This is a genomic window from Streptomyces sp. NPDC057302, assembly GCF_042667685.1.
GTDB lineage: Bacteria > Actinomycetota > Actinomycetes > Streptomycetales > Streptomycetaceae > Streptomyces.
The window spans coordinates 1-12,983 of record NZ_JBHUZJ010000136.1 but is presented as its reverse complement, the minus strand read 5'-3'; the positions used below and the strand labels follow the sequence as shown (position 1 = coordinate 12,983).

14 protein-coding genes and 2 pseudogenes are annotated in these 12,983 nt (G+C 68.3%); 8 read left to right on the top strand and 8 right to left on the bottom strand.

What is annotated here, in order from left to right; all coding sequences use genetic code 11:
- The 4 genes from ACFUPX_RS42830 to ACFUPX_RS42815 all read left to right on the top strand — a co-directional run.
- The coding region (locus ACFUPX_RS42830; protein ID WP_383334949.1) for a LuxR C-terminal-related transcriptional regulator at positions 1 to 464 on the top strand (464 nt) is incomplete at its 5' end.
- Positions 465 to 635: 171 nt separating this feature from the next.
- The gene (locus tag ACFUPX_RS42825; RefSeq protein ID WP_383334947.1) at positions 636 to 1,475 is read left to right on the top strand and encodes an ABC transporter ATP-binding protein; all 840 of its coding nucleotides are present in this window, start codon (positions 636 to 638) and stop codon (positions 1,473 to 1,475) included.
- Complete coding sequence (locus ACFUPX_RS42820; protein WP_383334946.1) at positions 1,472 to 4,087, top strand: ABC transporter permease; 2,616 nt, start codon at positions 1,472 to 1,474, stop codon at positions 4,085 to 4,087. Before ACFUPX_RS42825 ends, ACFUPX_RS42820 begins: the two co-directional genes overlap by 4 nt.
- A gap of 46 nt (positions 4,088 to 4,133) precedes the next feature.
- Positions 4,134 to 4,367: a hypothetical protein gene (locus ACFUPX_RS42815; protein WP_383334951.1), complete on the top strand. Its 234-nt coding sequence runs from the start codon at positions 4,134 to 4,136 to the stop codon at positions 4,365 to 4,367.
- Positions 4,368 to 4,395: 28 nt separating this feature from the next.
- Here the strand turns inward: ACFUPX_RS42815 and ACFUPX_RS42810 are convergent.
- Positions 4,396 to 4,488: pseudogene (locus ACFUPX_RS42810) on the bottom strand (PhzF family phenazine biosynthesis protein); the annotation flags it as partial.
- Positions 4,489 to 4,515: 27 nt separating this feature from the next.
- Here ACFUPX_RS42810 and ACFUPX_RS42805 point away from each other — a divergent pair.
- Positions 4,516 to 5,295, top strand: coding sequence for a hypothetical protein (locus ACFUPX_RS42805; protein WP_383334944.1), 780 nt, complete (start codon positions 4,516 to 4,518; stop codon positions 5,293 to 5,295).
- 78 nt (positions 5,296 to 5,373) lie between these two features.
- Here the strand turns inward: ACFUPX_RS42805 and ACFUPX_RS42800 are convergent, their stop codons facing one another.
- The 3 genes and pseudogenes from ACFUPX_RS42800 to ACFUPX_RS42790 form a co-directional block, all read right to left on the bottom strand.
- The gene (locus tag ACFUPX_RS42800; RefSeq protein WP_383334942.1) at positions 5,374 to 5,895 is read right to left on the bottom strand and encodes a hypothetical protein; all 522 of its coding nucleotides are present in this window, start codon (positions 5,893 to 5,895) and stop codon (positions 5,374 to 5,376) included.
- Between the two features lie 144 nt (positions 5,896 to 6,039).
- Positions 6,040 to 6,252, bottom strand: coding sequence for a cold-shock protein (locus ACFUPX_RS42795; protein WP_383334940.1), 213 nt, complete (start codon positions 6,250 to 6,252; stop codon positions 6,040 to 6,042).
- Positions 6,253 to 6,444: 192 nt separating this feature from the next.
- A pseudogene (locus ACFUPX_RS42790) lies at positions 6,445 to 6,595 on the bottom strand (IS630 family transposase); the annotation flags it as partial.
- Between the two features lie 49 nt (positions 6,596 to 6,644).
- Here ACFUPX_RS42790 and ACFUPX_RS42785 point away from each other — a divergent pair.
- Positions 6,645 to 7,409 (top strand): alpha/beta fold hydrolase, encoded by a 765-nt coding sequence (locus tag ACFUPX_RS42785; protein ID WP_383334938.1) that lies wholly within the window; start codon positions 6,645 to 6,647, stop codon positions 7,407 to 7,409.
- A gap of 77 nt (positions 7,410 to 7,486) precedes the next feature.
- Here the strand turns inward: ACFUPX_RS42785 and ACFUPX_RS42780 are convergent, their stop codons facing one another.
- Positions 7,487 to 8,347, bottom strand: coding sequence for an MBL fold metallo-hydrolase (locus ACFUPX_RS42780; protein WP_383334936.1), 861 nt, complete (start codon positions 8,345 to 8,347; stop codon positions 7,487 to 7,489).
- Between the two features lie 58 nt (positions 8,348 to 8,405).
- On the opposite strand from ACFUPX_RS42780, the gene ACFUPX_RS42775 reads away from it, so the two are divergent.
- The gene (locus ACFUPX_RS42775) at positions 8,406 to 8,837 is read left to right on the top strand and encodes a winged helix-turn-helix transcriptional regulator (protein WP_383334934.1); all 432 of its coding nucleotides are present in this window, start codon (positions 8,406 to 8,408) and stop codon (positions 8,835 to 8,837) included.
- A 107-nt stretch (positions 8,838 to 8,944) separates the two neighbouring features.
- Here the strand turns inward: ACFUPX_RS42775 and ACFUPX_RS42770 are convergent, their stop codons facing one another.
- The 3 genes from ACFUPX_RS42770 to ACFUPX_RS42760 form a co-directional block, all read right to left on the bottom strand.
- Positions 8,945 to 9,355 (bottom strand): VOC family protein, encoded by a 411-nt coding sequence (locus ACFUPX_RS42770; protein WP_383334932.1) that lies wholly within the window; start codon positions 9,353 to 9,355, stop codon positions 8,945 to 8,947.
- A 229-nt stretch (positions 9,356 to 9,584) separates the two neighbouring features.
- Entirely contained in the window at positions 9,585 to 10,274 is a 690-nt protein-coding gene (locus tag ACFUPX_RS42765; protein ID WP_383334930.1) for a hypothetical protein, read from the bottom strand.
- A gap of 318 nt (positions 10,275 to 10,592) precedes the next feature.
- The gene (locus ACFUPX_RS42760) at positions 10,593 to 11,435 is read right to left on the bottom strand and encodes a DUF1206 domain-containing protein (RefSeq protein ID WP_383334928.1); all 843 of its coding nucleotides are present in this window, start codon (positions 11,433 to 11,435) and stop codon (positions 10,593 to 10,595) included.
- 197 nt (positions 11,436 to 11,632) lie between these two features.
- Here ACFUPX_RS42760 and ACFUPX_RS42755 point away from each other — a divergent pair, with 197 nt between their 5' ends.
- The gene (locus tag ACFUPX_RS42755) at positions 11,633 to 12,913 is read left to right on the top strand and encodes a phosphatidylserine/phosphatidylglycerophosphate/cardiolipin synthase family protein (RefSeq protein ID WP_383334926.1); all 1,281 of its coding nucleotides are present in this window, start codon (positions 11,633 to 11,635) and stop codon (positions 12,911 to 12,913) included.
- Positions 12,914 to 12,983 lie beyond the last annotated feature (70 nt).

The following is a 12,983-nucleotide window of genomic DNA, read 5'->3' as shown; positions in this document are numbered from 1 at the left end:
CCACCGAGATCGTCGCCGCACGGTCCGCGACCCGGGTGCTGATCCTCACCACGTACGACACCGATGTGGAGATCGAGCGCGCCATCGAGGCCGGGGCGATCGGTTATCTGCTCAAGGACACCACCCGCGATCAGCTCGTCGACGCCATCCACGCGGCAGCCCGCGGCGAGACCGTACTGGCGCCACGGGTCGCGGCGCGCCTCGTCGCCCAGATGCGGCGCCCGGCCCAGGTCACCCTGACCGCGCGGGAGTCGGAGGTCCTGCACGCGGTGGCGGACGGGCTCTCCAACGTCGACATCGGCCGGCGGCTGGTCATCGCCGAGGCCACGGTGAAGACCCATCTGCTGCGCATCTTCGCCAAACTCGACGTCAGCGACCGCACCCACGCGGTGGTCGTGGCGCTGGAACAGGGCCTGCTGGTACGCCCGGGGCGGGACTCGCGCGCCTCCCGCCCCACCGCGTAACGGCCCCGGCGCGTCAAGCCGTAGCGCCCTGCCGCCCTGCCGCCCTGCTGCCCTGCCACGAACCGCCGCCGGTCGGCCGCGGTCCCCCGGTGACCGATGCGGTGTCCACCGACCGGTGGACACGGAGTTCAACCTGTCGAGCCTGTCGGCGCCCGTACCCCGACGGCCAGCATGAACACCATGAACGAGACGCGGAAGCAGCACGGGGAACCGGTCGTCAGCCTCGATTCGGTGAGCAGGTTCTACGGCGTGCCCAAGAACCGGGTCACCGCCCTCGACGACGTGAGCATCAGCCTCGAACAGGGCACCTTCACCGCGGTGATGGGCCCGTCCGGTTCGGGCAAGACCACCCTCCTGCACTGCGCGGCCGGACTCGACAGGCCCACAGCGGGGACAGTACGGCTCGACGGAACCGACCTCGGGAGCCTCAAAGAACGCCGGCTGACCAAGCTGCGCCGTGAACGGATCGGCTTCATCTTCCAGTCGTTCAACCTGCTGCCCGCGCTCACCGTTGTCGACAACGTCACCCTGCCCCTGCGACTGGCCGGAATCCGTCCGAAACGGGCCGCCGTCGACGACGTACTGGCACGGGTCGGTCTCGGCACCCGCCGCGACAGCCGCCCCGGTGAACTCTCCGGCGGCCAGCAGCAGCGCGTCGCCATCGCCCGGGCCCTGATCACCCGTCCAGCCGTGATATTCGGTGACGAACCGACCGGTGCGCTGGACACCCGTACCGCGAGTGAGGTGCTGTCGCTGCTCCGCGAGGCCGTTCAGGACGCGGGGCAGACGATCGTCATGGTGACCCACGACCCGGTGGCCGCCGCACACGCGGACCGCGTACTTTTCCTCGCCGACGGCCGGCTGGCCGGCTCCCTGGACCGGCCGACCGTCGAACAAGTAGCCGCGCAGATGACACACCTCGGTGCGTGGGACGACGAGCGGGCCGCCGCCCGGCAGGCCCCCCGCTCCGCAGTACGGGTCACGGCGCGTGAACTCGGGGGCCGACGATGATCAGAATCGCGCTGCGCACCCTGCGCTTCCACAAGTACGGCTTCATCGCCTCGTTCATCGCACTCTTCCTCGGCGCCACGATCGTGATCGGCTGCGGCGGGCTGCTGGAGACCGGGATCCACAACACGGCCCCGCCCAAGCGGCTGGCCGCGGCGCCCGTCGTGGTCACCGGCGACCAGCGCTACATCGGCACCGAGCGCGAACTCATCTTCCCCGAACGCCTCCGCCTGAAGAACGAGTTGGCCAAGGAGCTGCAGTCATTGCCGGGTGTCGCCACGGCTGCGAAGGACGTGTCTTTCCCGGCCCGCCTCGCCCGCACGCCCGGCACGAACTTCGCCCGCACGCCCGGCACGAAGGTGACCGGCCACGGCTGGTCGTCCGCCAGGCTCGCACCGTACGGCCTCTCCGCCGGCACCGCGCCCACCGGCCCCGACCGGGTCGTCCTGGGCATCGGCCTCGCCGAGCGGGCCGGGCTGCGGCCCGGTGATCGCATCAAACTGGCGACGGGCGGCGAGGCCAGGAGTCTCCAGATCTCCGGCCTGGCCACCGGGCCCGACGACGACGCGCACGTCTTCCTCTCCGACGCGGAGGCCGCCCGCGCCTCCGGTCACCCCGGCACGATTGACACCATCGGTGTCTTCCCCGCCGCCGGGACCGACCCGCAGGAGATCGCGGAGCGGGTACGCGACAAGGTCGCCCGGCAGCCAGCTGCGGGACAGCGGGCCCCCGGACAGCAGATCACCGTCCTGACCGGCGACGACCGCGGCCGGGCCGAGTATCCGGCGGTCCTCGCCGACGGCAGCGATCTGGTCCCGCTGGCCGCAGCCTTCGGCGGGCTCTCCGCCATGGTCACCGTCTTCGTCGTCTCCGGCACGCTCGGCCTCTCCATCCAGCAACGGCGCCGAGAAATGGCCCTGTTGCGCGCCATCGGTGCCACCCCGGGGCAACTGCGCCGACTGATCCTCGGCGAGACGATGGTCCTCTCCGTAATCGCCACCGCACTCGCCTGCCTGCCCGGGCCCGCGTTCGGCCGGTGGCTGCTCACCGCGTTCAGCGACGCGGGCGCGGTGCCCGACGCCATCGTCTACCGCGCCGGATCCGTCCCGCTGATCGTCGGCGCCGGTACCGCGCTGCTCACCGCGATCGGCGCGGCGCTCATCACGGCGCAGGGCGCGGTGCGTACCCGGCCGACCGAGGCGCTTGCCGAAGCCGGTCTCCAGCGCCGCTGGTTCAGCCGCTTCCGGCTGGTCGTGGGGCTGCTGTGCGTGGCCGGCGGTATCGCGCTGGCGATGGGCACGGCCGCCTCGGCCGGGCCCGACGCGGCGGGAGTGGCCACCCCGGCGGCCATGGTGTGGGCGGTCGGCTTCGGGCTCCTCGGTCCGGTGCTCGTACGGGCCGTCGTCGCCGCTCTGCGCCGTCCGGCCGAACGCTGGCTCGGGCTGGCGGGTCACCTCGCCACCCGCAACGCCGAGGTGCGCACCACTCGCCTGACGGCGGCGGCGCTGCCCGTCATGCTCGCCTCCGGCCTGGCCCTCGGGCTCACTTACCTGCAGACCACTCAGTCGGACGGCGCGAAGCAGGCGTTCGACGCCAGCCTGCGTGCCGATCTGGTGGTCACCTCGGACTCAGGCGGGGTGCCGCTCTCGACGGTCGACGCCATCAGGCAACTGCCGGGCGTTGCCGCGGCCACCGCGCAGATTCCCAGCGTCGGCTACCTGGAGCCCGACGAGCCCATGGCCGGCCCCAGCGCCCCTGCCGAAGGGACGTCGGAGGGAGAGCAGGAATCGGCGGGTCCGCAGCCCACCGAACTGTCCCTCCAGGGCATCACCCCCCAGGGAGCAGCGCGTACGACAGCCTTCCGCGCCTCCAGCGGTGACCTCGACGCGCTGCGCGGGGACTCGGTCGCCCTGCCGACCCGCGCCGCGCAGGGCCACAAAATCGGCGACATGGTCGCGATGCGGCTCGGGGACGGCAGCCGGGTACAGCTGCGGCTGGTGGCCACGGTGGACGGAAAACGCGGATACGAGACGGCCCTGGTACCGGCATCGCTGCTGGTCGGCCGCACCAACGCGGGTCTGGTCCCGACGATCCTGGTCAGCGCGGCCCCGGACACCGACATCGGCCGACTGAGTGCCGGGCTCGCAGAGTTGACGCATCGTCATCCCGGCCTGCACCTTGCCGACCGGGCGGCCCTCGCAGCCGTACAGGCCCAAACGGACGATACCCAGGCGTGGATGGCGTACCTGGTCCTCGCCGTGGTGGTCGGCTACTCGGTCATCTCCCTGCTCAACACGCAGATCCTGGCGACGACGGAGCGGCGCAGGGAATTCATGCTCCAACGTCTGATCGGCGCCACCCGTCGGCAGGTCCTGCGGATGATGACGGTGGAGGCGCTCATGATCTCACTGGCCGGCCTGCTCCTCGGTCTGCTCGTCGCCGCCGCGACACTGGTGCCGCTGAGCCTGAGCATCCTCGGCTCCGCGCTGCCGGGCGGCTCCCCGTGGATCCTGGTCACGGTGATCGCCGCGACATTCGCTCTGGTCCTCGCCTCGACGCTGCTGTCCACCGGAGCGATTCTCCGTGCGCGTCCGGCCGCCGACTCCAGCGGCTGAGCCCTATCCGGACGACCGGCGGCCCCTGCCGGTCACATCATGGCTGGTGACGGAGCCGCGGTGGCGGCGCGTTCGCCGACAGCGCGGTGGCCCCGTACAGCGCACGCTGTACGGGGCCACCGTCGCGGTCCTGCGGGGCGGCCTCGCGAACGCCCTGCGAGAGACGGACAGCGTGTGCCGCGGCTGGACGCCCCGGGTGCCGGCCCGGCTGTACATGGCGGGCGGCGGCGAGCAGGCGTCCACCACCAACACGGCGACACGCCGTGGTGCCGGCTGCTGAACCGCACAGCTCCATAGACCTTCCGCTCGGCACGAAGCACGTGTGCCGTGGCCAATGTGGCGTGACCGCACAGTTGGGCCTCGACGAGCGGGGTGAACCAAGTGAAGATCACCAACAGCATCGCCTTCGTGAAGGATCTTGGCGGTGCTTGACCTGGTACGGCCCGTCCAGAGCCGCCTGGTTGGATGGCTGCATGACGGATTGGTCGATACTCACCGACGCTTGCGGTTCCGCGGAACACGTGCCCGGTCTGCTGGACCGGTTCGAGGCCGATCCGAGCGGTGTGTGGTCCGAGCTGATGGACCACCTGTGTCCGCAGTTGGACACCGCCTTCAGTGCTAGCTTCGCAGCTTTTCCGCGCCTGGCCGAGATTGCGACCGTGGGCAGCCCGGAGACCTTGGACTGGGTGCTGCTTGCGGCGGGAGCAATCGCTTCCTGCTCGCCCGCGCTGTCCGATTCCAACAGCCCTTTGACGGTCTTTTCGGCTCCAATAGCGGCTCTACACGAGCTCACCGATCGCCGCCTGAGCCGGACGGCCGCCGCTGAGGACTACGTGAACCTACTGCAGGCCCTGCTCTCCTTCGAGGGCGTCGAGATCTGGGACCGCTCCCTGGACGGCCTGCAGAGCGGGGAGTACGAGGTCGGCTGTCCCTGCTGCGGCGTCAATGTGTTCGTGGTGATCGGGCAGGACGACTCCTTCTGCTGCACGGACGACTACGCGCTGTCGGAAGTACAGAAGTCACCCCTCCAACCGGCGCGAGTACATGAGCTGGCTGAGCTGCCCCGAAGGTTGTTCACGCGGGCAACGGCGGACGGTCAGGGAAACGTGGCTCATGGCGTCCGTTACCTGTTCGGGCAGGCTGCATGTCCGGACTGCGGGACCGACTTCTCGGTGGCCGAGCGGGTGGTGGCCGGCTGGATTCTGTGAAGTGATGAGGCTTCAAAATAGCGGTTCCGTCCCGAGGGTCGACGCGACCTTCGACGACGCCGGAACTCCAGGTGAGGGTCAGTCCGGCGGTGACGGCGTTGAGGCCACGTCGAAGGAGGAGCCGAACGACTCGAGGAAATCAGCCAAGACACGCCCCGAGAACCGGTCGGTCGCCGGGTCCTCCGGCGTGACGATACTGACGGCGAAGTACTCGGCCAGCAGAAGTCCCGTACCCTCGACGGCTGTCGCGGCCTCGGGATCCGCGCACTGGACTCCCGTCACCTGCCCTGCGCGCAGTGGCTGCGGATGGAGCCGGTAGAAGATCGAGAAGGGCCCCTCCCCCGCGTCATCGAGGGCATAGCCGTTCTCCTCCCAGAAATCCTCCATCTCCTGGCCTGCCGAGAAGGTGACGATGCCCGAGTAGTCGTCGTCGTCATCGGTGTCCGGGAGCTTCCAGTCGGCCATGAATTCCGCACTGGCCGGTTCTCCACAGAGGAACAAGCCAGGCCATCGCTGGTGCTGGCGCATGACGAACTGCTTCACCACCGCGGGGAACGCGGTATCTGAGATGAAGTCGCTTGAGTGCCCGGTGATTTCCATGGGTTCGTTACCTGTGTATTCCGATGCAGTCCCGTTCAGGAATTTGACCTGTAGACGTGCGTGCGCCTCGAACCACCGGTCTGCGACCGAGGTCCGCAGTACGCGAGTTGCGCCTACTGCGGCACTCATCAGCCTCTAATTGGGCTACTCCGGGCGGATCTGCGCCGCCTGCATACCCTTCTGGCCACGCTCAGCTATGAACGAGACGGTCTGACCATCCGTAAGAGACTTGACCCCGTCAGACTCGATGGCCTCGACATGTGCGAAGAGTTCGTCACCGCCCCCTTGCGGAGTGATGAAGCCAAACCCCTTCTCGCTGTTGAACCACTTCACCGTGCCGGTCTGCCGGTTGGACATATCAGCTCCAAGGTTGCGCGGCGGCCCAGCGCCGCCAATTGGATCTTGTCACGCGTAGGTCGGTTCGCCCACCAGGCCTCGGTAGAACCGCAGCGGCGCGCACGTCATCCGCAGCCGCCCTGCACCGTCACTGGCGGCTGCGGTCAGGCACGAGTGACGGTGCAGGGCCCGCCAACCCACACGCTCAGCTGGAGGATCCCGGGTGGTCTTCCAGGTCTTCAGGCGTTGAAAGGAGACGCCTTCCTCGCGAAGGAGAAAGCGCAGGCCCTCATGGCTGATGTCGTCGACCACCCCCGGCGACCAGGAAGTCGGCCAGCTTGGTCAGACTCCAGGTCGAGAGCGGCCCGCTAATCGGGAGGCATTTCGAACAGCCGCTGCGTAGGGTCTGCCGGATGACGCTCTCTCATGATGTGGCCGGAGACGGTCCTGTGCTGGTGCTGGTGCATTCTGGGGTGTGTGACCGGCGGATGTGGGATGCGCAGTGGCCGGCCTTGATCGACGCCGGCTACCGGCTGGTGCGCTGTGATCTGCGGGGCTTCGGTGAGACTCCGGCGCCGGACCGGCCTCACAGTGACGCCGAGGATGTGCTGGCCCTCCTGGACAGTCTGGGCATCGCGCAGGCGACGCTGGTGGGATCCTCGTACGGCGGGCAGGTCGCCCTGGAGATTGCCGCGCGCCGGCCGGATCGGGTGAGCGCCATCGGGTTGATCTGTTCCGCCCTGCCCGGTCATGAACCTTCTGCCGAACTGCGTGCGCTCGGGGAGCGTGAGGATGCGCTGATCGAGGCGGGGGACATCGTCGGCGCGACGGAACTGATGGTCCAAACCTGGCTCGGCCCGGACGCCGATGAGACCGCCCGCGATGCGGTACGCCAGATGCAGCGGCACGCCTTCGAGTTGCAGCTGGCCGCCGCTGAGGAGTTCGAGCCAGTCGAGGCCATGGTTGATCTGACGGCCATTCAAGCGCCCTGCCTGGTCCTGTCGGGCGCGCATGATCTGGCGGACTTCCGACAGATCGCTGCCCGATTGCCGCATCTGCTCGCGAACGCCGACCACGTCGAACTGCCATGGGCAGGTCACCTTCCCAGCCTGGAGCGGCCATCGGCCGTTACCGATCTACTGATCGACTTTCTCAAGGAGAGCGTCCCTGTCGGTTGAACAGACCCCGCTCGCAACACTCCTACGCAGCAACCATCCGGCTGCGCCCTGCTCCTGGAGGATCAGTCGGCCAGGCATTACCCCTGGCCCGCGAGGGCAGCGAGGCGGGCGAACTCCCACGGGTCGTGTGCGCTGAAGACGGTGACCTCATCTACGTGGTCTCGGAGAAGGCCGCGTAGTAGGTCGCGGGCCACGACACGTGCCGCGGCATCGGTCTCCGCACCCTGCTGGACCGGCTCGAGGACCGGGTGGGAAAGGGGCGGAGTGTGGTCGATCTCGCCGTGATACATGTACGCGTCGCCCGCGTGCAGCAGCCACCGCCCGTCGCCATCGCGCACGGCGACACCGGAGTGTCCCGCGGAGTGGCCGGGCAGCGGCACCAGCAGCAGCTCGCAGGCCGGCCCCTGCGGCCGCGCCACGCCCGGGAAGCCGAACCACTCTGTGTGCCCTTCCACGGGTGCGGGTGTCAGCAGCGGGGCGTGCGCCCGGTGTGCTGGCATGAAGCGGTCGAGGCTGTGCCGGTGGTGCGCTGCCATGGGGTCGGTGACGGCCTGGTACTCGGCGGGGTGCACATGCACGCGCGTGTGAGGGAAATCAGGCAGACCGCCCGTGTGGTCACGATGCAGGTGGGTGAGCACAACGTGCCGCACGTCCTGTGGCGAGTAGCCGAGGCGGACGACCTGGGACAGCGCGCTCTCCTCGGGGTCCAGCGCAGGCTGGGCGTAGGCCACCCAGTCCGCGCCCAGCGACCTGTCAGGGTGCTGAAGGTCGGCGGTGCCGAGGCCGGTATCGACCAGGATCAGTCCATCCGAATCCGTCTCGATGAGCAGGCAATGGCAGACAGCGGCCAGTTCGCGGTTCACGGCGCCTGCCGTGGGCTCTTCGCCGAGCGCCGGAATCTTCCGGAGGGAACCGCAGTTGAGGTGGTGGATACGCATCAGGTCCCCTGAAGGCAAGTGGGCGGGCTGTTCCCGACGGACGTTAGGAGGCGCCTTCGTGACTCACCAAACGGTTGGACACACACCGGCGGTTGATCAGGACGGCCCGCTGGCGGACTGTCCTGACAGCGCCCTCGTTCCTCCGGGCCACGAACCGCGATGCCCTATCGACATCACCCTCGCCACGCTGAGCGGCCGGTGGACGCCGCTGGTACTCCGCGAGCTCCTACGCCGCGATGAGGCCACGTACTCCGAACTGTCCGCCGCCCTGCCCGCCCTTTCCGACAAAGTCCTCTCCGACCGGCTATCCCAGTTGACCCGCGCGGGCGTCATCCAGCGCCACCGCAGACCCGGTTGGCCTCCTCGGGTCCGCTATGTTCTGACCGGCCAGGGCCGGGCGCTGGAGCCGGTGGTGCGCAGCATGTGGGAGTGGGGCACGGCGCGGCAGGACGCCCTTGGCTGTTCGTCAGACCCGTCGGACGCGCCCTAGGGGAATAACCTTCGTCCGCACCGGCACTGGCACCGGCATCCACGCGATTCGGGGGTGCGGTCGGCGGCGCTCAGACAAGGCTCAGCGCCGGGAGCCACGCACGGCGCTTAGTCGCCCTTGGGCCAGGTCGGGCCCTGGTTGGTCCAGACGACGCCCTTGTTGCGGCACAGGCAGAAGGGGTGGCCGATCGGGTCGGTGTAGACCTGCCAGCCGTAACCGTTGGGGCCGATGAAGTCCTGCCTCAGCGTTGCGCCGAGGTCGAGGACGCGGCGCTGCTCGGACTCGATCTCGTCTACCTCGAAGTCGAGGTGGAACTGCTTGGGGTGCTCGCTGTCGGGCCACTGCGGAGCGCGATAGTCGTCCACCCGGATGAATGCCAGCTCGATCTCGCCGAACTGGATGCCGGCCCAGTCCTCAGAGCTGCCTTCCTTGATCGGACGGCCCGTCACCTCGGCGTAGAAAGCCGCCAGCTTCATCGTGTCCGGGCAGTCGATAATGAAATCGGTGAGTCGCAGCATCCCGCGATCTTGCCACAGGCTCACACCCGACTTCGAGAACCAGCCCTGAGCAGCTCCGCAGAGGTGCGGGAACAGATGGTTCCTGGGACATCGTCCCCCAGAACCCCCGTTCACCAGGGGCCGCCAGGTTTGTACCGTGAGTGCGGATCAGCAGCGGACTTCGGCGGAGCCGCTGAGCTGACCCGCCAGCCGGGTGTGATGCGGGGTCGTCATGTCCTGTTGTGGTCGATCAGGCGATGACGGGGACGGTCTCGGCGCTGTTGGTGGACCAGTTGGTGACGATGGGCTTGTCGACGTCGGCGGGCTCGGGGAGCTTGAGTTCGGCCGGGTTGGGGTCGTCATCGGTGAGAGAGACGATGACGCTCTCGAACTGGATACCGCCGTCGCTGTCGGTCGTCTTGGGGCTGATGCCGGTGTAGGCGGTGGTGGATCCGGTGAGCTTGATGGGGTCTTCGCCGCCCTGCCCGACGGGAGAGGCGGCGCCCTCGGCGCCTGAGCCGAAGGACACGCTGGGCGTGTTGACGTCCAGGTAGCAGGTTATGCCGGACTTCGCCTTTGCGGCGACGAGGTAGTAGCCGCCTGCCTGGGACTTCTCGGTGAGCGTGAAGGTCACGTCGTTGGTGCCGCAAGCCTGTCCGTAGCCGCTCTTCTCACCGTCGCCTGCCTCGCCTGCCCCGGAACCGGCCTTGTCCTTGGAGTCGGTGGAGCCGGAGCCGGAGTCGGGGGTGGAGGTGGAGTCGCCGGACGGGCTGTCCTTGGAAGGGCTCTCGGTCTTGCCGCCGTCGGCGGTGGGGGTCGTGGAGGTGTCGGCGCTCGTGGTGTCGTCGGGACCGCACGCGGTGGCGGTGGCTGCGAGGGCCGTCACCGCGACCGCGGCCAGGACGAGGCGGGTGGACCGGGCGGTGCGACGCGAACGCATGAGAATCTCCAGGGGCTGTCGGTAGTGGTGTCTGTTTCTGACAGCACTGACACTAGGGCCGCCTTGATCTTCAAGTGGTTGTGGGATTGTCCGCGTTCTGTCTCAGCAACGCGCTTCCACGAAGCGGACATTGAGTGCCCGACCCCAGCCGCCGAGACCCGCGCGGGGCGATCGGAGCCCGGAATGGCAGCGCCTGGGGACGGCTCCGGTCAACGACGGCAGCACAGCCGCCCCCACCGCCCGCCGTGGTCTCCGCCTCCACCGTCAGATCGTCATTCCACGTGGCTCATGTCTTGCCCAATGTGGTGGTGTCGGCCGTCAGACCTTGCGCCAGCGGGCGTTGGCCCAGGAGAAGAGACCGAAGGCCGCGAGGCCGACTGCGATGAGGACGAGGAGCCAGGGGCCGGCGGGGGTGTCGGTGAAGGAGCGCAAGGTGTCGTCCATGCCCTTGGCCTTGCCGGGCTTGTGCTTCAGGGCTGCGGCAACGGCGAACCCACCGGCGACGGCGAAGACTGCGCCCCTGCAGGCGCCACCGAACACTCCGAGGAACGTGACCGCTTTGCGCGTCTTCGGTGACATCTGGGACATCTTCAGGTGCTTCTTGAACTTGCGCATGATCGCCCTGACAGCGATCCATAGGCCGGCACCGGCCACCACCGCACCGGCGATCCCGACGATCCACTGCCCACCGGGCCAGTCAAGGGCTTTCGCAGTGATGTCCTGGGACTCCTTGTCGGAACTCCCGCTGCCACTGCCCTTCTCCCCGACCGCGTAGGACAGCACGGAGTACGCGACGAATCCGTAGAAGACGCAGCGCCCTGCGGCCATCGCCCTCTTGCTCGCCTTCGTGCCGTCGGGACCTGCCTGCCCGAAGGCCGCTTCGGTCAGCCGCCACAGAGCCATCCCCACCAGCGCTATGCCCAGCAGCCACAGCAGAACGGTGCCAAAGGGCTTCTCGGCGATCTCAGCGATCGCGCCACCCCGGTCTGCCTGTTCACCGCCTCCATCCGAGAAAGCGATCCTGAGCGAGAGCACGCCGATGAGCAGATAGATGACCCCGCGGGCCACGAAGCCTGCACGGGCTGCGCCCTCAACTGCTGTGCTGTTCGCCGCACGCCGGGCCTGCCTACGACCGCGTGCTGTTGCTGATCCAGTTGCCATGCCCACCTTGTGCCCCCAAGGGGGTGGGCGATGCCTGGATCAGGACCTTCGCGTACCTGTCTTCCCGTCCGTCCTCCAGGAAGGTGACGAGATCCCTGTTACATCTGCGCGCTGAAGCGGATCCAGAGGGATGGGATGCCCGGCTTCGGGTCACAAGGGCGGATGGCTCATACGCTGAACTACACGGAGAAGCATCCATGACCCATACGCAAGACGTTTTCGCAGACACCGCCGAGACGGCCGGAGCTCCCCAGCCGTCCCCCTCCCCCTCGGCAGACTCCCCCTCGGCAGAGGAACGGCAGGAGAACGAAAGCGGGATTCTTGATGAGCGGGCCCAGCGCGCGAGACGCAGGCTGGAGCGGCTCATAGGAGTTGCGGCCACCGAAGGCAATGCGCTGATCGCATTGCGCAACGGGGACGAGATCTTCAAGGCGATGTTGGAGGGGATCCGCGCTGCCCGGCACACCGTGGACATGATGACGTTCGTGTACTGGAAGGGCGAGATCGCCCAGCAGTTCGCCGACGCACTGGCCGAGCGGGCACGCCAGGGGGTGCGGGTGCGCCTCATGCTGGACGGTTTTGGCAGCCGGCTCATCGAGAAGGGCCAGCTCGAGGTGATGGAGCGGGCGGGTGTGCAGGTGGCCTGGTTCCGCAAGCCGCTCTATCTGTCACCGCTGAAGCAGAACCACCGCTGTCACCGCAAGGTCCTGGTGGTCGACGAGGAGACCGCGTTCACCGGCGGGGTGGGTATCGCCGAGGAGTGGTGCGGTGATGCCCGCAATCCCGATGAGTGGCGCGACACTCATGTCCAGGTCAGCGGTCCAGCCGTGGACGGGCTTGCCGCCGCGTTCGCCCAGAACTGGGCCGAATGCCACGACGAACTCTTCGACGACCGTGACCGGTTCATCCACCACGCCCCGCAAGGCGACGCCATCGTGCAGGTGGTGCGGGGCTCTGCCAGCTTCGGCTGGCAGGACATGCAGACACTGCTTCGCGTGGTGATCGAGTCGGCCGAGGAGCGGATCCGGCTCGCCACCGCCTACTTCGCACCCGACGCCTACTTCATCGAGCTGCTGTGCGCCGCCGCACGCCGCGGCGTCGAGGTCGAGATCCTGCTGCCGGGCCCGCACACCGACAAGAGGGTCTGCCAGCTCGCGGGCCAGCGTTATTACGAAGACCTCACCGCCTGCGGCGTGAAGATCTTCCAGTACCAGCCGACGATGCTCCACACCAAGGTCATCACCATGGACAGCACCATGGCCCTGGTCGGTTCGACGAACTTCAACCGCCGCTCGCTCGATCACGACGAAGAGGTCATGCTCGCCGTCCTCGACCGTACGTTCACCGCCACACTCGACAGCCATTTCACCGAAGATCTCGATCACAGTGTGCTCATCAGGCCCGGACGCTGGAAGCGCCGCTCACCCCTTCAGCGCGCCAGGGAAGCAGCTGTCGTACCCATCCGGCGCTTCCTCTGATCGACCAGGCCCGGTACTGCGGCTAGTGCGGCAATGCGCATGACAGCGCGGTGGGCGGGCTCCCTGAGGG

Coding starts and splice junctions, on each gene's coding strand:
- ACFUPX_RS42820 (WP_383334946.1), top strand. CDS start 1,472: ATGATCAGAATCGCGCTGCGCACCCTGCGCTTCCACAAGTACGGCTTC.
- ACFUPX_RS42780 (WP_383334936.1), bottom strand. CDS start 8,347: ATGCGTATCCACCACCTCAACTGCGGTTCCCTCCGGAAGATTCCGGCG.
- ACFUPX_RS42755 (WP_383334926.1), top strand. CDS start 11,633: ATGACCCATACGCAAGACGTTTTCGCAGACACCGCCGAGACGGCCGGA.
- ACFUPX_RS42760 (WP_383334928.1), bottom strand. CDS start 11,435: ATGGCAACTGGATCAGCAACAGCACGCGGTCGTAGGCAGGCCCGGCGT.
- ACFUPX_RS42765 (WP_383334930.1), bottom strand. CDS start 10,274: ATGCGTTCGCGTCGCACCGCCCGGTCCACCCGCCTCGTCCTGGCCGCG.
- ACFUPX_RS42785 (WP_383334938.1), top strand. CDS start 6,645: ATGACGCTCTCTCATGATGTGGCCGGAGACGGTCCTGTGCTGGTGCTG.
- ACFUPX_RS42800 (WP_383334942.1), bottom strand. CDS start 5,895: ATGGAAATCACCGGGCACTCAAGCGACTTCATCTCAGATACCGCGTTC.
- ACFUPX_RS42825 (WP_383334947.1), top strand. CDS start 636: ATGAACACCATGAACGAGACGCGGAAGCAGCACGGGGAACCGGTCGTC.
- ACFUPX_RS42795 (WP_383334940.1), bottom strand. CDS start 6,252: ATGTCCAACCGGCAGACCGGCACGGTGAAGTGGTTCAACAGCGAGAAG.
- ACFUPX_RS42770 (WP_383334932.1), bottom strand. CDS start 9,355: ATGCTGCGACTCACCGATTTCATTATCGACTGCCCGGACACGATGAAG.